We start from the raw sequence: 23,005 nt of genomic DNA on the forward strand, positions 1-23,005 counted from the left end.
GATGAATGGCGGAGACGCCCGCTGATTTCCGAGCCACGACCCCTCTTTTCGCATCATTCGAAAACAGTTAACAACTTCACTGTGAGTCAGATCATACTCAAGAAAAGAACTCGCCCGAGAAGGAGGACCGATGTCTACCTTTCATGAGGATGCTGCCGTCGCAGACCTGCCCGTCGTCGATTGGCTCAACCCCGAGGAAATGGCCCGCGACCCTTTCCCCACGTATCGGAAGTTGAGGTCCGAGTCGCCGGTCTTCTGGGCCCCGGCCATCAATAAAGTGATCTTTTCCACCTACGCGGGCTGCGGCTACGTTGAAGACCATCCAGAAATCTTCTCGTCCCATGTCGAAGGGGCGGCCATGGTGAAAGCGCTGGGCGGTCGCCCGCTGATCCGTAAAGATGACCCGCACCATGCGACTGAGCGCCGCCCCATGAATAGGCCGCTGCGACCCAAGAACATCATGGAAGCCTGGTCCGACATGTTCGCGGAGAACACCAACCACTATCTTGACGTCTTGGACGAGGTCGGGCCGGGCGCCGATCTGAATCACGATTTCGCTGCACCACTGGCTGCGAAGAACCTGATTTCCATGCTGGGAATGCACCCTGTTGAACCCGACGACATGGCACGGTGGAGCGCTGATTTCATCGCAGGGTCGGGCAATGTCCTGGATGATGCTGACATCTGGAGTCGTTGCGATCGCTCCCGCGATGAGTGCCACGAAGCACTCGATGAGACGATCTCACGACTCCGGCGCCAGCCCGATTCCTCCATCACGTCTGCCATGCTGGAAGGCGGCCTTCCAGAAGAGTCGGTCCGGCTCAATGTCATGCTCACCATCTCCGGCGGAATCAACGAGCCGCAGCATATGATCACCAACTCCGTCCACGAGCTATCCCACCATCCGGAGGTCCTGGCCGAAGCGCTCCACGACGAGTCGGTCTGGAACAAGATCTTCACGGAGTGCGCGCGGAAATACACGCCGATCGGGATGATCACCCGAGAGACGATTGCAGACGGCGAGTTCGACGGTTTCCGTATTCCGTCTGGCCTCCAGGTGGGGGCCATCCTGGCCTCGGCGAATCGGGATGAGAACCAGTTCAGCGACCCGGACCGATTTTCCGTCCATCGGTCCGAAGGAACCCACTTCGCGTTTGGCCGTGGTGTTCATCAATGTGCCGGCAAATGGGCGGCTCAAGAGTCGATCGGTCGCATTGCCGTGCCAGCCCTGTACGATCGCTTCCCGAATCTGACACAAGTACCGGGACGCCCTGAAGAATGGGGCGGATGGGTTTTCCGCGGGATTACATCCATGCCCGTCACCTGGTAACGGTTATGTTGATGCCCGCCCCCATTCAGCCGTGGCCGCAGGATCCAGGACCGCGGCCGGGTGCGGACCGCGGGCCAAAAGTGCCGATCGCAGCTCGTCGGGATCCGCTACCGACATCCCGTCGCCGGCGGCCAAGATGAGGTTGCCGGCGGAACGCCGCTCCAGCAGGCCAGCGTCCACCAGTGTCCAGGCGCCAGAAAATCCTGCATCTGTGGCGGCAGATTCGAGCAGCCGGGCCTGCCGCGCAAAGTACGGAAGCCCGGCGTCGTCACCGATATTGACCAGGAGCACACCACTCGGGTTCAGCATTGCGAGTAGCTCGGCGTAGAACGACTCCTCGGAAAGGTGCTCGGCCTCCCCCAGCCCGGTGTAAATATCCAAGATGATCGCGTCGAAACATTTTGCTTGCTCGGCCAGCTCCAGCGACATCGTGCGGGCGTCGCCAACGATCACCTCGAGATCCGTGCCCTCAGGCAGCGGCATCTCCGAGACCACCAGCGAAGTCAGCTCGCGCTCAAGTTCAATCACGATCTGGGCGGACCCGGGGCGAGTGACCTGCAGGTACCGCGGCAGGGTGAGCGCACCGGCACCGAGGTGGAGCAAGGATAAGGGCAAGCGTGCGGGCCAACTGGCGTCCAGCACGTGAGCAATGCGGCTCAGATATTCGTAGCGGATGCGCTGCGGATTCTCAAGATCCACATGCGACTGGATCATTCCGCCAACCTCCAGCACCCAGCCGTCGTCGTGCTCATCCTGGATGATGCGCGCCTGCTGTCCGGTGGCGCTGAGCTGGATACTGCGGCCACTGGGTCGGGACATATCGCGTGACTCGGAAGTCGTCATGCGCCCATTCTTCCATCGTCACGGGCGCACCTCGCGGACGCCTGAGTCAAAAACTGCAGATTTTTTACCCCTGATGCTGCTTTTCGTGATGCCACCCACATTCTCGCCGCAAAGTCGGCGTTCCTTTCGATTGCGTCAGACGGTGCAAATCTTTTCTTCGGATTCCCCTGCCTTCGGGGTTGTGGAGGCACCAGAGTGGTGTGCATAGCAACCGCACAAGCCCCATCGGGGAAGAAATCGAAGGAGCAGATCATGGAACAGCACACTCCCGTTTCGGCCGAACAGATCCAGCACGACTGGGACAACAACTCCCGTTGGGAGAACACCCAGCGCGACTACACCGCCGAGGAAGTCGTCCGTCTGCGTGGTCGTGTTCAGGAAGAGCACACCCTGGCCCGGCGCGGTTCCGAGAAGCTCTGGGAGCAGCTCACCGACGAGAACTCCCGTGGTGACTACACCAACGCTCTCGGCGCTCTGACCGGCAACCAGGCCGTGCAGCAGGTCAAGGCCGGCCTGCGCGCCATCTACCTCTCCGGCTGGCAGGTCGCCGCCGATGCGAACCTCTCCGGTCACACCTACCCCGACCAGTCGCTCTACCCGGCCAACTCGGTGCCGCAGGTCGTTCGCCGCATTAACAACGCACTGATGCGCGCCGACCAGATCGAGTTCTCCGAGGGCATCCAGACCGTGGAGGATTGGCTGGTCCCGATCGTGGCCGACGCCGAGGCCGGCTTCGGTGGCCCCCTGAACGCTTACGAACTGATGAAGTCAATGATCGCTTCCGGCGCCTCCGGCGTGCACTGGGAGGACCAGCTTGCTTCCGAGAAGAAGTGCGGCCACCTGGGCGGCAAGGTGCTGATCCCCACCGGTCAGCACGTGCGCACCCTGAACGCTGCTCGACTGGCAGCCGACGTCGCCGATGTTCCTTCCGTGATCATCGCCCGCACCGACGCTGAGGCAGCCACCCTGATCACCTCGGATGTGGATGAGCGCGACGCCGAGTTCATCACCGGCGAGCGCACCGCGGAAGGCTTCTACAAGGTCCGCAACGGCATCGAGCCCTGCATCGCCCGCGCCAAGGCCTACGCTCCGTACTCGGATCTGATCTGGATGGAGACCGGCACCCCGGACCTGGAGCTGGCCCGCCAGTTCGCCGAGGCCGTCAAGGCAGAGCACCCGGACCAGATGCTGGCCTACAACTGCTCGCCGTCGTTCAACTGGAAGAAGAACCTGGACGACGAGACCATCGCCAAGTTCCAGCGCGAACTGGGTGCCATGGGCTACACCTTCCAGTTCATCACCCTCGCCGGCTTCCACGCCCTGAACCACTCCATGTTCGATCTGGCTCGCGGCTACAAGGAGCGCCAGATGGCTGCTTACGTCGAGCTGCAGGAGCGCGAGTTCGCTGATGAGGTCAACGGCTACACCGCTACCAAGCACCAGCGCGAGGTCGGCACCGGTTACTTCGATGCCATCTCCACCACCCTGAACCCGAATGCTTCCACCCTTGCTCTGGTGGGATCGACCGAGTCCGGTCAGTTCCACTAAGCACATGACACCGACGTCATGAATTCCTGATCGGAGAGAACCATGTACCCCATCGACACGTCAGTGACCATCAACAACGTGACCATGCAGGGCCACTATGTGCCCGGTCGCGACGAGGTCCTCACCGCGGAGGCCCTGGAGTTCCTGGCCTTCCTGCACCGCAAGTTCAACGCACGTCGTCTGGAGCTGCTCGCTGCTCGTGAGCAGATGCGCCAGGCCATCAGCGCCGGGCTGACTCCGGACTTCCTTCCGGAGACCCGCAAGATCCGTGAGGATGACTCCTGGCGAGTCGCCTCACTGGCACCGGGGTTGAAGGATCGCCGAGTCGAGATCACCGGCCCGGTGGATCGCAAGATGACGATCAACGCGCTGAACTCCGGAGCACGGTGCTGGCTGGCGGACTTCGAGGATTCCTCGACGCCGTCGTGGGAGAATTCCGTATCCGGGCAGGTCAACCTGCGTGACGCGATCCGTCAGCAGATCGACTTCACCTCGGACGCCGGCAAGGACTACCGTCTGCAGGCCGAGCGGCTCGAGGATATGCCCACCATCATCGTTCGCCCCCGGGGTCTGCACCTCGAGGAAGACCACATCCTGGTCGACGGCGAGCCGATGTCGGGATCACTCATGGATTTCGGGCTCTACCTGTTCCACAACGCCGAAGAGCTGATCCGTCGCGGACGCGGCCCGTACTTCTACCTTCCGAAGCTCGAGCACAACCTCGAGGCTCGCTGGTGGAACTGCGTGTTCGTGGCCGCACAGGATTACCTCGACATTCCGCAGGGCACCATCCGGGCCACCGTGCTGATCGAGACGATCACCGCGGCCTTCCAGATGGAGGAGATCCTCTACCAGCTGCGTAACCACGCAGCCGGGCTGAATGCCGGCCGCTGGGATTACATCTTCTCGCTGATCAAGGTGTTCCGTGAGCGTGGAGCCGACTATGTGCTCCCTGATCGCGCCCAGGTCACCATGACCCAGCCGATGATGCGGGCCTACACCGAGCAGCTGGTGCGCGCGTGCCACCGCCGCGGCGCCTCGGCCATCGGCGGCATGGCCGCTCAGATTCCGAACCGTCGGGATCCGGAAGCCAACGCCGCAGCACTGGAGAAGGTGCGCGCCGACAAGACCCGCGAGGCCCAGGATGGCTTCGACGGTTCGTGGGTGGCTCACCCCGACCTGGTGCCCGTGGCCATGGAGGTGTTTGACAAGGTGCTGGGTGAGAACAACAACCAGATCCGCACCCGCCGTCGCGAGGACGTGATCCCGGATGCGGCAGCGCTGCTCAATGTGGGCGCCACCGAAGGCGAGATCACCGAAGCGGGCATCCGGATGAACATCGACGTCGGCATCCGCTACTTGGATTCCTGGTTGCAGGGTAACGGCGCAGCCGCCATCCATAATCTGATGGAGGACGCCGCGACCGCCGAGATTTCACGGTCGCAGCTGTGGCAGTGGATCCATGCTGGTGCCACCGCCACCACCTCGGAAGGATCCGAGCGGACAGTGACCCGGGAGTGGGTCAGCCAGCTCACCGAGGAGGCCTTCGCCGAGCTGCCTCGCACTGAGTCGGACATGCTCGATGAGGCCAAGGAACTGTTCGTCGAGGCCGCCCTGGCCGAGGAGTTCCCCGAGTTCCTCACCGTTCCGGCCTACCGCCGGTACCTGTCGGCTGCCGCTGACGCCGCCGGAGCACGGGCTGAGATGGTGGCCGCGGTCAGCTAATCACCCGCTTCATCGCCGCACCGCGATGACAACGCCCGCAGCAGATTCTCCACTGCTGCGGGCGTTGTTGCGTCTGATGCAGGTCAAGAATTACTAGCGCTGAACCTTCCGCACCGCCACGGTGGCCCGGTCCACGATCTCCGAGGAGATCACCGTATGCACCGGGCGCAGGGAGGCGATACGACGTTCCGGAAGGTTCATCACCGCGTCCAGTGCCTCCAGCGCTTCCAGGCCGCCGCTGGCGATCGGAACCCGGATGGTGGTCAGTGCCGGAACGCATAGCCGGGACAGAATCGAGTCGTCGATACCGATCACCGACACATCGCCGGGTACTCCCAGCCCCCGATGGCGTAGCTCCGTAACGAGGCCGAAGGCGATCTGGTCGTTGAAAGCCACCGCCGCAGTTGCCCCGGATTCCAGCAACTCATCCACCACAGCAGCACCGGACTCCTGGGCGATAGGCATGGGCCCCCATTCGAGCAGGCTGATGCCCAGTTCCTCGGCGGCCGAACGCATGAAACGGTCACGTTCATCGGCCACGGCTGCTTCTCGTGGTCCACGGAGCCAGGCCACCTGATAGTGGTTCAGATGCTTCAGCCGGGTCAAGGTTTCGGTCATCTGCGGGCGGGTGCGCAGGATCACCGAGCGCACCCCCTCCACGGGAAAACCGACGACGACCGTCGGCACGCGAGCCGCGAAACCACGCAACGCTTCGGGATGTGATCGAGGCGATGCCATAATCAGCCCGTCCACCTGCGGGATCAGGGCTTCAGCTAGTTCGTTCTCCACCACATCCGACTGGTCGGTGTCGGCCACCAGCAGCGAGCGCCCTAGGGCACGGGTGCGGCGTTGCACTTGCTTTACCAGCGGGGTGAAGTAGGGGTTGGCGATATCCGGCAGGATTAGTCCGACGTTGCCGGTGCGGCGCAGCGCCAGCGAACGGGCCAGCGGGTTGGGTTGATATCCGAGTTCTTCTGCCGCCTTCATCACGCGCTGATACGCGGCTTCCGCCACCATGTCAGGGCGAGAGAAGGCCCGCGAGACCGTGGAGGCGGACACGGCGGCACGGGCCGCGACGTCCTTGATGGTGGGCGTGCGCGAAGACGAAGTCATGAGGCTCCTGAGCCAGTAAATCGGGTGGTTCCATCATAGTCGGCGTCAGAAACAGAGCTGCCCGGGTGCAACCCCAGAATTTCTGGTGTCGCACCCGGGCAGCAGATCACCGAATCAGGTCCGGCATTCGAGGTGTCAGCTGGTCATGCCGTCCACGAACTCCTGGTTCTCGGCGACCCACTCCTCAATAATCGGAGAGTAGTCCGAGACGTCCTGATTCTCGTTGAACATCACGTTCTCGAGGGTGTGCAAGGTGTCGGCATCCATTTCGAAGTTCTGGAACCATTCGGCCACCTCAGGGAACTCCTCGGTAAAGCCCTCGCGGCCGTAGGTGCTGATGGTTTCCCCGTCACCGAAGGCACCCTCCGGGTCCTCGAGGTCCTTGATCGGGAAGCCCTCGTAAGCCCAGTGCGGACGCCACAGGGTGACGACGATGTTTTCACCGTTCTCCGTTGCCGTGGAGAGCTCCTGCAGCATCGCTGGCGTCGACGAGGTGGTGAAGTCCATGCCCTCCAAGCCGTAGGTCGGGATGACCTCGGACTCGGTGATCTGAACCAGACCCGCACCCGGATCAATACCCACAATCTGGTTGCCGAACTCGTCAGCGTGGTCTGCCAGCTCGTCCAAGGAATCGATAGGAGCATCTTCGTTCACCGCCAGGTGCAGAGTGGCTTCCTCGTTCCAGGTGCCCAGCTCCTCCAGGTCTGCGCCGAACTCGTCAACGTAGTCCGCGTGGGTGGTGGGTAGCCACACGTCGAGCGTGGCGTCGTAGTCGCCGGTCGACAGGCCGGAGAAGACCGGAGCCGGGTCGGCGTACTCAAGGTTGACGGTGTACCCGTTTTCCTCGAGCACGTACTTCCACAGCTCCGATGCGGCGATGCCTTCTTCCCAGCCGTTGAAGACGGCGATGGTGATTTCTCCACCTTCGCCTGAGGCCTCACCGTTGTCGCCGTTGCCGGCGTCGTCACCACATGCCGTCAGGGTCAGCCCTGCCACGGAGAGCGCGGCGATGGATTTCCAGATGGTCGACTTTTTGGTCATGATGTCTTCCTTCCCTTGGTTGAGTGAATATTCGGTTGTCTAGCCGGTGCGGGGCACAGGTTAGCGTTGGTTCGCCTTTTTCTTCGGGGAGGTGATCCGGTCGAGGTACATGGCCAGAATCACCACAGAAATGCCTGCTTCGAATCCGAGGCCAGCGTCGATACGGTTCAGTGAAGCCACCACCTGGCCGCCGAGGGCGCCCGCACCGACCATGCCGGCGATGACCACCATGGACAGCGAAAGCATGATGACCTGGTTGATACCGGCCATGATCGTTGGCATAGCCAGTGGCAGTTGGATCTGGCGCAGAATACGTCCACGGCTGGCGCCGAAGGCCTCGCCCGCCTCCACTACTTCACGGTCCACGCCGCGGATACCCAACTCGGTGAAGCGAACGCCCGGAACCATGGCGAAGATGATGGTGGCCACCATGCCGGGGACCACGCCCACGCGGAAAATCACCAGCGCCGGGATGAGGTACACCATCGGTGGCATAGTCTGCATGAAGTCCAGAACCGGACGCAGGATGTTGGAAGCAGTATGAGAACTAGCAGCGAGGATACCGAGCGGGATAGCGAGCAGCGCGGCGATGAGCGTCGCCACTACGACGAGTCCAAGGGTCTGCATGGCGTTGTCCCATTGGTCCACGCCATGGATGATCACCAGACCGATGACGGTACCGAGCGCGAGCTTCCAGGATTTGATCCACCAGCCCAAACCGGCCAGCACGATCACAATGACCCACCACGGCGGTGTGGTCAGCAACCACACCAAAGAGTCGTTGGCGCTGAGCATGCCGGAACGGATCACCGAGAAAACCCCGGAGAACACATCCAGCATCCATGACAGGCCTACTTCCACCCAATCACCGAAAGGAATGCGGAAGTCGTTCATCGCTGGCCCCCTTCCTCAGCAATGGTTACATCTGACACGGGTGCAGACTCCTGAGGTTCAGGACGGGTTTGCAGGGTTGGCTCGTGCTCAGCTGCGGTGATTGACTCATGCGGGGCCATCGCCTCGAGCAGCTGTGACACCTTGACATAGCCAATACGTACTTTCTTGCCGCCTTGCTCACCCTCGACCGCAACCGGACCGTCTGCTTCAACGGCAATGGGGACGATCTCCTGCAGGGTGGCGCCGGGCAGAACCGAGGCGATACGCGCAGAGGAGTACTCACGCTGTTCTGATTCGGAGAGCTCCTGAGCCGGAATCATCACGGATTCGGCCGTGAGCACGCGCCCACGATCGACATCGGCGGTGAATGAGGCGACATAGTCGTCAGCAGGGTGGGCCAGAATATCTTCGGGAGTGCCGATCTGAGCGATGCGGCCGTCCTTCATCACCGCGATGCGGTCTCCGAGGAACATCGCCTCATTCAGATCGTGGGTGATAAAGATGATGGTGCGTCCCAGTTCCTTCTGCAGGGTGACCAGCTCATGCTGCATCTCGCGCCGAATCAGCGGGTCTAGAGCAGAGAAGGCCTCGTCCATCAACAGGATGTCATTGCCGGACGCCAGCGCGCGGGCTAGGCCCACGCGCTGTTGCATGCCGCCGGAGAGTTCACCGGGGTAGTTGTTATCCCAGCCTTCGAGACCAACACGAGCCAAGACGTCACGTGCGGTTTTTTCCCGTTCGGCTTTGCCCTGGCCTTTGATCTCCAGACCATAAGCTGCGTTATCGAGGACGGTGCGGTGCGGTAGCAGTGCGAAGTGCTGGAACACCATCGACATGTGCGCGGAACGCAGCTCGCGCAACTGCTTTTTGGAGAGCTTGCCTAGATCCTTGCCCATGACTTCGACGGTTCCGTCGGTGGCGGGCTGTAAGGCGTTCAAGGTTCGAATCAGGGTGGACTTACCCGAACCGGACAACCCCATGACGACGAAGATCTCTCCCGGCATGACATCGAACGACGCATCGATGACGGCTGCGGTCCCTAGATCCTTAAGGTTCTCTCGTGGTTCTCCGGCTTTGATCCTACGCAAGATTTCTTTGGGACGCTTGCCGAAAATTTTGAAGACGTTGCGCACCCGGACCACCGGTTCAGCGGTGCTCGACGCGGCTCCCTCGGCCTGTGGTTGAGTCATCCTCTGCTCCTCTCTTCGGCTCTACTCGGTACTAGACGTTGACGCACCAACCTCGTTCTGTGCGGCGATGCGACCGCCACGAGTCGCTTCACGTGCGATGAGACCAAACGAGAAGTACCTTTCAACACTAGCAAGACATTTCATGTTTTTCAGATCTGATGTGAGAATATCTTTACCTCACTGTTACATAAGCCGAATAAACAACTTTTCACGATGATTTCTAGAAGGAAGGCATAATTTAAGTATCACCCCTCACCGCCCCTCAACCACACCGTGCTCACATCCCGCAATTTCTCGCGGATCAAGCAACGTGCTCGTGTCTGCGAACGAGCTTCTAGAAACCTGAATATTTGCTCAGAGTCCCCGATTCTTGACTCGCGACGCATGGCGCGCAAGCGTTCACTCACAGCGAAATCGCAAGCGGAGGCCAACATGCTGCCTGGAATTGTTCTCTGCATTTCTGCCGCCAGATAATCATTTTCTACCTGACTGCTCCGCCCTCAGTCCTGCAGGGCGTAAGTGAGCACCGCATTGCCAGCCGCTGTCGCCGTTGCCCTCATCAGACGCAATCGAGTTAGCGGCACCGATTCATCGAAGAGTCGACGACCTTCAGGGACTACCACTGGGTGCGTGGTCAGAGTCAGTTCGTCGATCAGGCCGGCAAGAAACATCGAGCGCACAGTAGTGATCCCTCCGATCACAGAGATCCCACCTTCTCCCCGTGCCCGCAGTGTGCGCAGATAGTCTTCCGGGTCACCGTCGACGAGCACGCTATTCCAGGGGAGATCTTGGGAAAGCGTCGACGAGACGACATGCTTACGCACCGGATTGATCCACGCACCAAACGGATCCTCAGCCGTGGGCCAGTATTTCGCCCACTCCTGCCAAAGCTGGCGGCCGATCACCACATCGGTGACCGGAGAGATCATCTCCGACATCATCGTCCCTTCGTCGTCACCGAAGGAATCGAACTGCCAGAGATGGGGACTCTCGACTACTCCATTGAGTGCATGAAAGAGATGGGCGGTCACAGTGCGGCTCATGGCTACGCCTTTCGACAAGGGCGGTCGAGTGTCGCCCATCACACCAGTACAGTTGATTCCGTTTCAGAAGGGAAGAGCTCCGCAACATTCCTGCACGTTTCAAGGCGCCCGTCCACTGCGTGACAAATTTTCGCACCGGTGATGACTGAATCAGCGTGAAGATGGGTCGCCGATGAAGGGCAGAGCGCAGGGGATCTTTTTGTCGCTTGGCACGTCAACGCTCGCAAGCGGAAAAGCGTGAGGCCCGGATCCGCACATCGGCGGAATTCCGGGCCTCACAAGGGCGGAGGATAGGGTGTGTGATCTCAACACATCGTTCACCCATGTCCTGAGACATCCTTCGCTTTCCAAGACCACCGGGCCAGGCACCCGTAACTAGGCAGAGATCCTTCACCTAATGTCCTCAGACATCGTTCGACACCCAGGCCCTCATCAGATGTCTTGAGACATCGTTCAGGCTGAAACGCGTGAAAGTAAAAAATAAGGCCATCATCCTGGCCGTCACGCAAGGGTCCATGTCCACCAAGGCAACCGCAGCGCACTTCAATGTGACTGAACGATGGGTACAAACTCTGGTCCGCCGCTACCTCCAAGAAGGAGACAACGCTTTCGCATCTCGGTCAAAGCGACCGCTGACATCACCAAACCAAACCCCTCCCGAGACCCGGGACCGTATCCTGCAGCTACGGAGCGATCTCGTCAGCACTGGCTTAGACGCTGGCGCAGATTCCATTCGCGCCTACTTAGAAAACGAAGGCATTCTGGTGCCGTCACGATCGACCGTGCATCGAATTCTGCGCCAAGCCAACGCTGTGATCGATCAACCGCAGAAACGTCCTAATTCCTCATTGAATCGGTTTGTCGCCGTTCTACCCAACGAGATGTGGCAAGCCGATTTCACCCATTGGACACTCGCCGATGGAACAGACACCGAGGTACTGGACTTCATCGACGATCACTCACGATTCCTCATCAGCCTGCGCGCTTACCGCCGCGTGACAGTGCGCAACGTCGTCGAGCAATTCAGCGCTGCTTGCGAAGAACACGGACGCCCTCAGAAATCACTCACCGACAACGGCTTGGTCTTCACAACTCGGTTCGCAGGACGCGCTGGCAACGAAGACCCCGCAAAGAACCAATTCGAAAAGCTCCTCCATCGGTGGGACGTTCAGCAGATCAATGGGTCCCCGAACCACCCGCAAACGCAGGGAAAGATCGAACGCTTCCACCGGACCCTCAAGCAGTGGCTACGAGCTCAACCCAGGGCCAGATCGGTACAAACACTCAACAAACAACTCACTCAGTTTCAGCAGATCTACAACCATGACAGACCGCATCGAGCGATCAAGCGAAAAACTCCGGCCAGCGTCTATTCGGCTCTGCCGAAAGCAACACCGGTGCGACAACCTCAAGAGGACTACCGAATCAGAAACGACACCGTGGACAAGTTCGGCAAGCTCACTATCCGCTACGACGGAAAGCTCCGTCACTTAGGAATGGGGGCCACTTACTCAGGCATCCCGGTACGAATGATGGTCGATGACCGCGAGATCACCGTCATTCACCGAAAAACTGGCGAGATCCTCAGATACTTCGAAATAAACGTCTCAAAGAACTATCAGAAACCCACCAAACGCCTGAGTAAGTGACCCCAAAAACACTAATGTCCTGGGACATCGTTTGCACGATGTCCCAGGACATTACAGGGCGGAGGATAGGGGATTTGAACCCCTGAGGGCGTGAACCCAACACGCGTTCCAGGCGTGCGCCATAGGCCGCTAGGCGAATCCTCCTTGGCGCCCTTGCAACGCCTCATCAAGGAAACGCATCAAGAGCAGATACCAGCATAGCCGAGAAGAAGACCGACACCAAAACCTCGCGTTGACTCATGCTAAATGCCCGCGTAGGCCGAGTCGTTGACTCATCTCAAAATGCCCGCGTAGCGGCAAGCTACAAGCATGGAGTTGACGATGACCCAGCGCAAGGCAATCACAGCAGCTCAAGCCAAAGCCTGGCCCAAAGCAACTAAGACCGAAAAAGCAGCGATCCTTGACGCGGTCGTCCACGTCACTGGCTGGCACCGCGACCACGCCCGGAAAATGCTACGCCGCGCCGCCACCGGCGAAACCCCAGGCCCCCGTAAAACACGAGAGCCCGTGCGTCGCTATAGCCAAGAAACCACCGAAGCACTCGTACGCTGCTGGGCCCTGCTCGATGGAATCACGGCTAAACGCCTCACCGCAGCCCTGCCACGGTTACTCACCGCGTTGGAACGCTTAGATCGTCTCGAGATGAGCCCCGAGACACAACAGCAACTCCTGTCCATGTCCCCGGCCACCATGGACCGACACCTGAAGCCCTACCGACAGGGACTCATTGCCACCCGCGGTATCGCTCACACGAAACCCGGCAGCTTATTGAAGTCCTCGATCCCGATGAAAACCTGGGCCGAGTGGGACGACACCACCGCCGGATTCATCGAGATCGATCTCGTCGGCCACGAAGGCGGTGATAACAACGGATGTTTCTACTACAGCCTCAACGCCACCGACGTCGCCACCGGATGGACCGAAACCTGCACAGTGCGCTCCAAAGGCGAACGCATCGTTGCCACCGGCCTCGACAACCTCATCAACCGATTCCCCTTTCTGATCATGGGCATCCACTCCGATAACGGTTCCGAGTTCATCAACCATCACCTGGCCAAATACTGCAGACTCCGGCAACTGACCTTCACCCGTGGCCGGCCTTCTCATTCCAACGACCAAGGCCACGTAGAACAGAAAAACTGGTCTATCGTGCGCCGAGCGGTGGGCTACTGGCGCTACGACACCGCCCGAGAGCTCGATCTCCTCAACCAGCTCTGGCCCGCTCAAAATGACCGAAACAACCTGTTAATGCCCAGCCAGAAACTCATCTCCAAGACACGTCACGGTGCGAAAGTCACCAAACGCTACGACACCGCGACGACCCCAGCCGACAGGCTCTTACGTGATCACGCCGAGGTCTTAGACACCAAAGAACGCGACGCCCTGCAACACCGCCTCGATACCGTCAATCCCATCGAGCTCGGCGATCACATCGAGCTCATCCAAGCCAACCTCTTCGAACTAGCTAAACGCCGCGCACCGGTACAACAACGAGCTAAACGCAACCGTGTTTACGTCTCCGGGACCAAGCTCGACAAGCGGGCATCTTTGGATGAGTCAACGACTCGAACCACGCGGGCATCTTGACATGAGTCAACGAGAACCTCGGGCCGGAAGAGACGCACATCTCACCGGCGTCAGCTCACCAGGGCGTTGATCCGCTCAGCGGCCAGCATCTGCTGGGTCACCAGCGCGGAAGCGCCCAAGACACCAGCACGCCCACGCGTGGACGACCCGACGATCCGCAGATGCTGGGTGGCCAGTGGCAGAGAACGCGAGTAGACCTTCTCCCGAATTCCGGCGAGCAACTGATCTCCCGCCAGCGCCATACTTCCGCCGATCACAATGACCGAGGGGTTGAGCAGATTCACACACCCGGCCAGCACGGACCCGATCTGCCGACCGGCATGCCGCACCGCCTGCAGGGCCTTCGGCTCGCCTTCGGCGACCAGGTCCAGCAACTCGGCATGACCCAACTGGTCGAATCCCTGATCCCGCAGTTTCCGGGCGATTGCCGGCCCGGAGGCGGCCGCTTCCAAACAGCCGACATTACCGCACCGGCAGAGGCTCGCATCGCCGTCAGGAACCGCGATATGCCCGAGGTCACCTGCGGCACCTTGGGCTCCACGTTGTAACAGTCCGCCGCTGATGAGTCCGGACCCGACACCGGTGGCGACTTTGACGAACATCATGTTCGCCACGTCCGGGTGTACCGCCGCGTGCTCACCCAAGGCCATGACGTTGACGTCGTTATCGACCAGAATCGGCACGGGGAACCGCTGTCGCAGATAGCCAGGAATGTCGAAACCGTCCCAGCCGGGCATGATCGGCGGCGATGTCGGTCGACCGGTATCGAACTCCACCGGGCCTGGTACGCCCACACCGGCGCCCAGCAGCTCTCCGATCTCCCGACCGACCGAGGCGAGGAGTCCTTCTGCGGTCTCTGCGACGGCATCCAACACGTTTTCTGGGCCGGAGGTAATGTCGAGTTCCTGCTCATGTTGCACCAGGATCCGTCCGTTCAGGTCGGTCACGGCGACCCGGGCATGAGTGACACCGACGTCGACCGCGAGTACCGAACGGGTTTCGGGATTGAACGCGAAGGTGGCCGGTGGGCGCCCTCCGGTGGACGAGGACGGGCCCGTCGGTGCGATTAAACCAATACCCAGCAGCTCTTCCACCCGGGCGGCAATGGTGGAGCGGGCGAACCCGGTGGCGGCGGCCAGATCGGCACGGGTGCGCGGGCGCCCGTCGCGCAGCAATTGGAACAGTGCGCCTGCACTGCTGGGCGCCACCACCGTGGGAATGACGGAATCTGAAGCCTGCGACAGCTCCCCCGCTTGCTGAACTTCCGCGACCTGAGACATGAAAGCCAGTAAACCATCGCCGCTTCGAACTGTCACCAATCCATAAGTCCGCCGACGGGTTTTCAACTTTTGCTTGACCGCCGTCATAAGTCCCCTTACAGTGTGAGCATGGTCACAGACAGCGACGCCCGTGCTCTGCTGAGCATGACCGGCATCATCAAGCACTTCCCCGGCGCCAAGGCGCTCGATGGGGTCGATCTCGAGGTACGCCCCGGCGAGGTGCACTGCCTGCTGGGCCAAAATGGCGCTGGCAAGTCCACGCTGATCAAGACTCTGGCCGGGATGCATCAGCCCGACGGCGGTGAGGTTCGCTGGCAGGGCGAACTAGTCTCCATCCCCACTCCGACGGCGGCACTGCGTCTCGGCGTCGCCACGATGTACCAGGAACTCGATGTGGTGGACGGGCTCACCGTGGCGGAGAACATTTTCCTCGGCCACGAGCTCGCCTCCGCCGGGGTACTGCACCGCGGGCGCACGATCGCCCAAGCGCGTGAGCTCATGGCGAGGCTGGGACACCCGGAGATTTCGCCGCACACCACCGTGGGACGCCTACCGGCCGCGGGCAAGCAGGTGGTCTCGATGGCGCGGGCGCTGTCCTACGACGCCCGGCTGATCGTGATGGATGAGCCCTCGGCGGTGCTGGACCCGGAAGAGGTTGAGAACCTGTTCCGCGTGGTGCACACACTGCAGGAGCAGGGCGTGGCCGTCGTCTATATTTCGCACCGGCTCGAGGAGATCCGCCGGATCGGGGATCGCATCACGGTGCTCAAGGATGGCCGCACCGTGGCCACCGGGCTGAACGTAGCAGAGACCCCCACGCCCGAACTGATTGAGCTGATGACCGGGCACGAGGTGCTCAGCGATTTCGGCGGCGCTCCCACCGGCGCGCTGGGCGAGGAACCGATTCTCGAGGTGGACGGGCTCGCCGTCGACGGTGTTTTCGAGTCGGTGAGCTTCAAGGTACGCCGCGGTGAGGTCGTGGGCCTGGCTGGGCTGGTGGGTGCCGGACGCTCGGAGATTCTGGAGACGGTGTTTGGCGCGCGCAAGGCGAGCAAGGGCGCGGTGCGGGTACGCGGAAAAGCGCTGCGCCCGGGGTCTATTACTGCCGCGGTGCGCGAAGGCATCGGCCTGGCGCCCGAAGAGCGCAAGAGCCAGGGGCTCCTACTCGAGGAGCCCGTGTACCGCAACATCACCCTGTCGACGTTCGCCCGGTTTGCCCGCGGCGGCTGGCTGAGTGAGGCGGCGGAGCGGCGCGCTGCGGCAGAGCAAGCGGCATCGCTGCGACTTTCACCCCCGAACGTGGACCGGCCTATCCGGACCCTGTCGGGCGGCAACCAGCAGAAAGCCATGCTGGCGCGTTGGCTGGTGCACGGTTGCCGTGTGTTGTTGCTGGACGAGCCCACGCGCGGCGTCGACGTCGGGGCCCGCGCCGAGATATACACCCTCATACGCCGACTGACCGCCCAGGGCGCAGCGGTGGTGTTGGTGTCCAGCGAGATCGAGGAAGTGCTCGGCCTGGCCGATCAGGTGCTCGTGATTGCCGATGGAACCGTGGTGCACCAGGCACCGGCCGATCAATTGGATGAACACCGGGTGCTGGACCTGGTGATGGAAGGAGCCCGCTCATGAGCACCGCACCCGACGTCGAGCGCGATTTGAGCCCGGCGGGCGCCGAGCACCAACGGCCGCGCCGGTTCCAGTTGAGCCTGGGGCACAGCCTCGGCTTGGTGGTGGCGCTGATCGCGCTGATCGTGATTGGCGCCGTGACCGGCGGCGACCGCTTCCTGAGCATGTCGAACCTGACCACGATTCTCAGCCAGGCTGCCGTCATTGGGGTGATCAGCATCGGCGTCACCTTCGTCATTACCGCAGGCGGCATTGACCTCTCGGTGGGCTCCGTGATGGGACTGGCCACGGTGTGGGCCACCACCCTGGGAACCCAGGCCCTGGCCAATGACGTGCACTGGCTGTTGCTGGTGCTCACCGCGCTGGCCGTCGGCACCGGCGCCGGACTCGTGAACGGCATCATCATCGCCTACGGGAAAGTAGTGCCATTCATCGCCACCCTGGCCATGTTGGTGGCGGCCCGCGGCTTCGCCGAAGTGATCTCGGGCCGGCAAACCCAGATCGTGGACGTGCCTGGGTTCACCAGCGCGTTCCGGCGCTCCATCCTGGGACTTCCCGTGATCGTCTGGATCTTCATTCTGGTGGCCATCGCCGGCTGGTTCCTGCTGAACCGCACCACCTTCGGACGCCGGACCGTGGCTGTGGGCGGCAACGCCGAGGCAGCGCGCCTGGCCGGCATCAAAGTCGCCCGGCACACCATGTACGTCTTCGCGCTGGCCGGTCTGTGTGCCGGCATCGGCGCGGTGATGATGCTCTCCCGCACCACCGCCGGCGCGTCCACCCACGGCTACCTCTACGAGCTGGACGCCATCGCCGCCGTCGTGATTGGTGGAACTCTGTTGATCGGTGGCCGCGGCACCATCGTGGGCACCGTACTGGGTGTGATCATCTTCGCCTTGCTCTCCAACGTCTTCATTCAGAACAACCTTGACCAGTCCATGCAGTCGCTCGCCAAGGGCGCCATCATCATCGTCGCGGTGCTGCTGCAGCAGCGGTTTTCCCGCGAAGCCAAACGCACCTAACTCATCCGGCCCACCACCCTCATCCCCTATTTACCTTCACCCTCACCCACTGCCACAGGAGGCATCATGTCCCGCGCAACATCCCCCACCCCACGGTGGTGGCTCACCGCAGCCGCCCTCACCTCGGCCACGCTCATGCTCACCGGCTGTCTCTCCAATGACCCGGAAGCCGTGGGCGACGACGACACCACCGCGGCAGACGCCGCACCCGCGGGTGCGAACTCGGAGCCCGGCGAGGACGTCGTGATCGGTTTCTCCGGTCCGGCCGCCGGGCACGGCTGGATGGGTGCGATCACCCAGGCCGCCCAGGAGCAGGGCGACCAGTTCGACGATGTCGAGCTGCGCGTCTCCGAAGGCACCGATGACGTGAACCTGCAGATCAGCCAGGTCGAGCAGTTCATCAACGACGGCGTGGACGCCATCGTGGTGCTGCCCTTCGACGGCGCTGCCCTGACCGAGGTCGCTATCGAGGCCATGGAAGCAGGGATCCCGGTGGTCAACGTGGACCGCGAGTTCTCCTCCGAGTTCGCCGCCCGCACCACCATCCTCGGCGACAACTACGGCATGGGTGTTTCCGCCGGTAACTACATCTGCGAGCGCCTCGGCGATGATCCGGATGCGGTGGTCGCCGAGGTGGCCGGCATTGATTCGCTGCCGCTGACCCAGGACCGCAGCCGCGGCTTCTCGGATGCCCTGGCCGAATGTGACCTCGAGGTCTCCCACCGTGTGGACGGCGACTTCACGGTGCAGGGCGGCGAGTCCGCCACCGCGAACCTGCTGCAGGCTGCCCCGGAAATCGACGCGCTGTGGAACCACGACGACGATCAGGGCGTGGGCGTGCTCGCCGCCATTGAGAACGCTAACCGCGATGAGCTGTTCATGGTGGGTGGCGCCGGCTCGGCCAACATGATGCGCGAGATCCAGGATCCGGATTCGGTGGTGGAGGCCACCGTCATCTACCCCTCGACCCAGGCTGCTGACGGTATTCGCCTGGCACGGCTGCTGGCCCAGGGCCGCGGCATGGACGACCTGGTGCAGGTCGAGGTGCCCCGCGAGATTCAGCTCTACGCGCCGGTGGTGACCTCGGACAACGTCGAGGATTACCTGCCGCACGCTTTCGAATCCTGATCAGCTAAGGAGCGCACGCGATGTCGACCACTTCCCCGTCTCCGCTGAGGGTGGCCCTGATCGGGCACGCCTTCATGGGGCGCGTCCATTCCCACGCTTGGCGCACCGCCCCGCGGTTCTTCGAGCTGCCGGTAGCCCCGGAGCTGACGGTGCTGGTGGGCCGCGACGCCGAACGCAGCGCGGCTGCCGCCCGACAGTTGGGTTGGGCGGAATCTGCCACGGAGTGGCGCCAGGTCATCGCCCGGGACGACATCGACGTCGTCGATATTTGTACCCCGGGTGACAGCCACGCCGATATTGCGGAGGCAGCGCTGCGGGCGGGCAAGCACGTGCTGGTGGAGAAGCCGATGGCCAACACGGTGGCCGAGGCCGAGCGGATGGCGGTGGCGGCCCGCGAGGCAGCTGCGCGCGGGGTGCGTGCCATGGTGGGGTTCACCTACCGGCGCACCCCCGCGCTGCAGCTGGCGCAGAAGCTGATCCGCACCGGGCGCATCGGCACGGTTCGACAAGTCCGGGCACAGTACCTCCAGGATTGGCTCTCCGACTCGACGAGCCCGCTCACCTGGCGGCTGGACAAGAACCGGGCCGGTTCCGGGGCGCTCGGGGACATCGGAGCGCACCTGATTGATATGACCTGTTTCCTCACCGGGGAACAGTTTGCCGGGGTGTCGGGAGCGCTGCAGACTTTCGTCCCGCAGCGCCCCGTAACCGCGGCACCGGGCAGCCCGCTCGGTGCGGTCACGGTCGACGACGCCGTCCAGGCGATGGGCACCCTCACCGGCGGTGCCCCGGTGGTGCTGGAAGCATCGCGTGCCGCCTGGGGCCGCAAGAACGCGCTGCGTATCGAGGTCACCGGCAGCACCGGCGCCATCGCGTTCGATTTTGAGGACATGAACGTGTTGCAAGTCTTTGACCCGAACGCGCAGACCGAGGAGATCACCGGATTCACCCGGGTTCAGGTCACCGAGCCCACCCACCCCTACCTGCACGCCTGGTGGCCTCCCGGCCACGGGCTGGGCTACGAGCACGGTTTCACCCACCAGGTGGTGGACTTTGTCGAGTCCATTCACTCAGGCACCCAGCCCACCCCGTCCTTCGACGACGGCCTGCACGTTCAGCGAGTGCTGGACGCCGTGCAGCACTCCGCCGCCGAGGCCAGCCGATACACTCCGATCACCACCTCTTCTCAGGAGCAGTGAGCATCTATGGCACGTCCCGTCACGTTGTTTACCGGTCAATGGGCTGATTTACCCTTCGAGGAGGTCGCACGCCTGGCCGGGCAGTGGGGCTATGACGGCCTGGAGATTGCCTGCTGGGGCGACCATCTCGATCCCTGGCGTGCGGCCGAGGATGACGACTATGTGCGCAACCGGCTCGAGATTCTGGAGCGCAACGGGTTGCGCGTCCACGCCATCTCCAACCATCTGAAGGGTCAGGCAGTGTGCGATGACCCGATCGATGCCCGGCACCGAGACATCCTGCCAGACCACATTTGGGGTGACGGCGCGGCCGAGGGCGTCCGCCAGCGCGCCGCCGAAGAACTCAAAATCACGGCCCGTGCCGCTGCCCGGCTCGGGGTGTCCACCGTCACCGGGTTCACCGGCTCCGCCATCTGGAAATACGTGGCCATGTTCCCGCCGGTCAGCGACGCGCTCATCGACGCCGGATACCAAGACTTCGCCGACCGCTGGAACCCCATCATGGACGTCTTTGACCAGGAGGGAGTGCGCTTCGCCCTGGAACCCCACCCCTCCGAAATCGCCTATGACTTCTGGACCACCCAGCGCACCCTGGAGGCGATCGGCCACCGCGAGGCGTTCGGGCTGAACTGGGACCCCTCGCATATGGTGTGGCAGGGCCTCGACCCGGTGAGCTTCCTCTGGGACTTCCGCGACCGCATCTACCACGTGCACTGCAAAGACACGAAGGTGCGGATGAACAATGGGCGAAACGGCCGGCTCGCCTCGCACTTGCCCTGGGCGGATCCGCGCCGCGGCTGGGATTTCATCACCACCGGCCGAGGAGACGTGCCTTGGGACGACGCCTTCCGCATGCTCAACGCCATCGGCTATCAGGGTCCGCTCTCCGTGGAGTGGGAGGACGCTGGCATGGATCGGCTCCTCGGAGCACCGGCCGCCCTGGAGTTTGTACGCGCCAGCGCCGTCGAGTCCGCAGACGCCCGGTTCGATGCGGCATTCTCCCAGCGCGACTGCTAGACTGATTCGCGGCCCCTCACGTGGTGTCATCTTACTGAACTCCCCCAGGGCAGGAATGCAGCAAGGGTAAGTGAGCTCTGGCAGGTGCGTGAGGGGCTCTTTCGTTATCCCCCTCCCCCGATCAGCCACGGCCTTGGGAGCTGACATGAGCGCTGGACGCTACGCACCGAGCCCCACCGGCCAGCTGCATCTGGGCAACCTGCGCACCGCCCTACTCGCCTGGCTCTTCGCCCGCAGCACGGATCGCGAGGTGCTCTTACGCATCGAAGACCTGGACCGGGTGCGATCCGGCGCCGAAGCCCAGCAACTGATTGAACTTCAAGCCATGGGGCTGTCCTGGGATGCCCCTCCCGTGCGCCAATCAGATCGCACCGGGCTCTACGACCAAGCCCTCGCCCTGCTCGACGAGCACGGTCTGATCTATGAGTGCTACTGCTCGCGCAAAGACATCGCCGAGGCTGCTTCCGCACCGCACCCCGATCCGAGCCTGCCACCCGGGGCTTACCCGGGCACCTGCCGGAATCTCACCGAAGCCGAACGCTCCCAGCGTCGCACCGAGCGTCCCGCCGCACTACGTATCAACGCCGCCCGGGCGGCCGGACCCGCCGCCGGAACCGGCCCCGTCCATGAAGTGACCGATCTGTTGCATGGGCCGGTCAGTGCCACGGTGGACGACTTTGTGGTGCGTCGCAACGATGGCACCTACGCCTACAACCTCGCCGTCGTCGTCGATGACCTCCATCAGGGCGTTCACCAGGTGGTCCGCGGTGATGACCTGCTCACGTCCACGCCCCGCCAGGACTGGCTGGCCCAGCTGTGGTCACGGCTGTCGGGGCTGCCGGGACCGGCCACCGAGTACGCGCACGTGCCGCTGGTGCTCAACGAAGAGGGACAGCGACTGGCCAAACGCGATGGCTCGGTGACCCTGGAGGATCTTGGCGTGATCGACGACGACGCCATCGACACCGAGCGCGCCCACGCCGTGCGGGCTAGGTTGCTGGAGTCTCTCGGCCTGCCCGGTGACTCACTGGAGGCCGCACTCGAAGCCTTCGACCCCAGCGCTCTGCCCCGCGATCCCTGGATCTTCCGGGGACTGTGACCTCTATTTGAGGTTCCTTAGACCACCTGGGCGGCCTGGTCGAAGGCCAGGCGACCGGCGCGCGGGCGCTGGGCATTTTCGTCCTCTGCGTTCGGTGCCTGGCCGATGTTCAGGGCCAGCAGGGTCTTCCAGCCGTTCTCGGTGTGGAACGCCTCGTCGACACCGGCGGCGTTGAAGCCGGCCATCGGACCCACCTGCAGGCCGTGGGCACGCAGCGCCAGCACGAAGTAGCCGATCTGCAACAGCGCGTTGGTGCGGCCCATGGCCTCGCGTGCTTCGGGCTTGCCCTCGAAGTCTTCGCGCAGGCCCTCGCGGTGCGGAGCCAAGTGCGGCATGTGCACGTGCCAGTTCGGGTCGAACGCAGCCACCACGGTCATCGGGGCAGCGGCGGTCTTTTCTTTATTGCCCTCGGCCATCTGCTCCACCAGGGCTTCACGGGCATCGCCGGCGGGAACCACGGTCAGGCGCAGCGGCTGGATGTTCATCGCCGTCGGCGCCCAGCGCGCATCCTCATACACTCGGGCCACGAGCTCGGCGTCCACCGGCTCATCGCTGAACGCGTAGGTGGTGTAGGCCTCGCCGAAGAGCAGGTTGAGTTCCTGCTCGTCCAACGCTGCCGATGCGTGGTCCACGGTCTGCTGGGTCATGCTGAGCTACTCCTCGATCCAAAA

At 62.7% G+C, this 23,005-nt stretch carries 19 protein-coding genes, 1 tRNA gene and 1 other RNA gene; 12 read left to right on the plus strand and 9 right to left on the minus strand.

From position 1 onward, the window contains the following. Positions 1-130: 130 nt before the first annotated feature. Positions 131-1,330: a cytochrome P450 gene (locus O1A05_RS00880; RefSeq protein ID WP_270106227.1), complete on the plus strand. Its 1,200-nt coding sequence runs from the start codon at positions 131-133 to the stop codon at positions 1,328-1,330. Between the two features lie 3 nt (positions 1,331-1,333). Here the strand turns inward: O1A05_RS00880 and O1A05_RS00885 are convergent, their stop codons facing one another. After that, positions 1,334-2,173: a spermidine synthase gene (locus tag O1A05_RS00885; RefSeq protein ID WP_270106228.1), complete on the minus strand. Its 840-nt coding sequence runs from the start codon at positions 2,171-2,173 to the stop codon at positions 1,334-1,336. A 252-nt stretch (positions 2,174-2,425) separates the two neighbouring features. On the opposite strand from O1A05_RS00885, the gene aceA reads away from it, so the two are divergent. Together aceA and aceB are read left to right on the plus strand one after the other, a co-directional pair. Further along, positions 2,426-3,721 (plus strand): isocitrate lyase, encoded by a 1,296-nt coding sequence (gene aceA / locus O1A05_RS00890; RefSeq protein ID WP_270106229.1) that lies wholly within the window; start codon positions 2,426-2,428, stop codon positions 3,719-3,721. Positions 3,722-3,763: 42 nt separating this feature from the next. After that, the gene (aceB, locus tag O1A05_RS00895) at positions 3,764-5,446 is read left to right on the plus strand and encodes a malate synthase A (RefSeq protein WP_270106230.1); all 1,683 of its coding nucleotides are present in this window, start codon (positions 3,764-3,766) and stop codon (positions 5,444-5,446) included. A 93-nt stretch (positions 5,447-5,539) separates the two neighbouring features. On the opposite strand, the gene O1A05_RS00900 is transcribed toward aceB, so the two are convergent. The 5 genes from O1A05_RS00900 to O1A05_RS00920 form a co-directional block, all read right to left on the minus strand. Then, on the minus strand, positions 5,540-6,559 hold the full coding sequence (locus O1A05_RS00900; protein WP_270106231.1) for a LacI family DNA-binding transcriptional regulator: 1,020 nt from the start codon (positions 6,557-6,559) through the stop codon (positions 5,540-5,542). A gap of 135 nt (positions 6,560-6,694) precedes the next feature. Continuing rightward, positions 6,695-7,600 (minus strand): glycine betaine ABC transporter substrate-binding protein, encoded by a 906-nt coding sequence (locus O1A05_RS00905; protein WP_270106232.1) that lies wholly within the window; start codon positions 7,598-7,600, stop codon positions 6,695-6,697. A gap of 60 nt (positions 7,601-7,660) precedes the next feature. Then, entirely contained in the window at positions 7,661-8,494 is an 834-nt protein-coding gene (locus O1A05_RS00910; RefSeq protein ID WP_270106233.1) for an ABC transporter permease, read from the minus strand. Then, positions 8,491-9,684, minus strand: coding sequence for a quaternary amine ABC transporter ATP-binding protein (locus O1A05_RS00915; RefSeq protein WP_270106234.1), 1,194 nt, complete (start codon positions 9,682-9,684; stop codon positions 8,491-8,493). The genes O1A05_RS00910 and O1A05_RS00915 overlap by 4 nt, the downstream gene beginning before the upstream one ends. Positions 9,685-10,184: 500 nt before the next feature. Further along, positions 10,185-10,766, minus strand: coding sequence for a dihydrofolate reductase family protein (locus O1A05_RS00920; protein WP_270106235.1), 582 nt, complete (start codon positions 10,764-10,766; stop codon positions 10,185-10,187). A gap of 428 nt (positions 10,767-11,194) precedes the next feature. Between O1A05_RS00920 and O1A05_RS00925 the strand changes: the two genes are divergently transcribed. Beyond that, positions 11,195-12,376 carry an IS481 family transposase gene (locus O1A05_RS00925; protein ID WP_270106111.1) on the plus strand — a complete coding sequence of 394 codons (1,182 nt, stop codon included), beginning with the start codon at positions 11,195-11,197 and terminating at the stop codon, positions 12,374-12,376. 59 nt (positions 12,377-12,435) lie between these two features. On the opposite strand, the gene O1A05_RS00930 is transcribed toward O1A05_RS00925, so the two are convergent. Continuing rightward, a tRNA-Ser gene (locus O1A05_RS00930) sits at positions 12,436-12,520 on the minus strand. 177 nt (positions 12,521-12,697) lie between these two features. Between O1A05_RS00930 and O1A05_RS00935 the strand changes: the two genes are divergently transcribed. Further along, the gene (locus O1A05_RS00935) at positions 12,698-13,963 is read left to right on the plus strand and encodes a DDE-type integrase/transposase/recombinase (protein ID WP_270106121.1); all 1,266 of its coding nucleotides are present in this window, start codon (positions 12,698-12,700) and stop codon (positions 13,961-13,963) included. A gap of 50 nt (positions 13,964-14,013) precedes the next feature. Here the strand turns inward: O1A05_RS00935 and O1A05_RS00940 are convergent, their stop codons facing one another. Further along, entirely contained in the window at positions 14,014-15,243 is a 1,230-nt protein-coding gene (locus O1A05_RS00940) for an ROK family protein (protein WP_270106236.1), read from the minus strand. A 108-nt stretch (positions 15,244-15,351) separates the two neighbouring features. Here O1A05_RS00940 and O1A05_RS00945 point away from each other — a divergent pair, with 108 nt between their 5' ends. The 7 genes from O1A05_RS00945 to gluQRS all read left to right on the plus strand — a co-directional run bounded on the left by O1A05_RS00945 (position 15,352) and on the right by gluQRS (position 22,334). Next, positions 15,352-16,872, plus strand: coding sequence for a sugar ABC transporter ATP-binding protein (locus tag O1A05_RS00945; protein ID WP_270106237.1), 1,521 nt, complete (start codon positions 15,352-15,354; stop codon positions 16,870-16,872). After that, entirely contained in the window at positions 16,869-17,891 is a 1,023-nt protein-coding gene (locus O1A05_RS00950) for an ABC transporter permease (protein ID WP_270106239.1), read from the plus strand. The genes O1A05_RS00945 and O1A05_RS00950 overlap by 4 nt, the downstream gene beginning before the upstream one ends. 66 nt (positions 17,892-17,957) lie before the next feature. Next, positions 17,958-19,019, plus strand: coding sequence for a substrate-binding domain-containing protein (locus O1A05_RS00955; protein WP_270106240.1), 1,062 nt, complete (start codon positions 17,958-17,960; stop codon positions 19,017-19,019). Between the two features lie 20 nt (positions 19,020-19,039). Further along, a complete protein-coding gene (locus tag O1A05_RS00960; protein ID WP_270106241.1) occupies positions 19,040-20,218 on the plus strand; it encodes a Gfo/Idh/MocA family protein in 1,179 nt (392 codons plus the stop codon). Positions 20,219-20,224: 6 nt separating this feature from the next. Further along, on the plus strand, positions 20,225-21,235 hold the full coding sequence (locus tag O1A05_RS00965; RefSeq protein ID WP_270106242.1) for a sugar phosphate isomerase/epimerase family protein: 1,011 nt from the start codon (positions 20,225-20,227) through the stop codon (positions 21,233-21,235). A gap of 7 nt (positions 21,236-21,242) precedes the next feature. Beyond that, positions 21,243-21,339: signal recognition particle sRNA small type (ffs, locus tag O1A05_RS00970), an RNA gene on the plus strand. A gap of 41 nt (positions 21,340-21,380) precedes the next feature. Then, a complete protein-coding gene (gene gluQRS, locus O1A05_RS00975; RefSeq protein WP_270106243.1) occupies positions 21,381-22,334 on the plus strand; it encodes a tRNA glutamyl-Q(34) synthetase GluQRS in 954 nt (317 codons plus the stop codon). Positions 22,335-22,351: 17 nt separating this feature from the next. Here the strand turns inward: gluQRS and O1A05_RS00980 are convergent, their stop codons facing one another. Further along, positions 22,352-22,981, minus strand: a complete 630-nt coding sequence (locus tag O1A05_RS00980) for a malonic semialdehyde reductase (protein WP_270106244.1) — start codon at positions 22,979-22,981, stop codon at positions 22,352-22,354. Positions 22,982-23,005 lie beyond the last annotated feature (24 nt).

Origin of the sequence: Citricoccus sp. NR2 (assembly GCF_027594385.1) — a bacterium.
Classification (GTDB): domain Bacteria; phylum Actinomycetota; class Actinomycetes; order Actinomycetales; family Micrococcaceae; genus CmP2.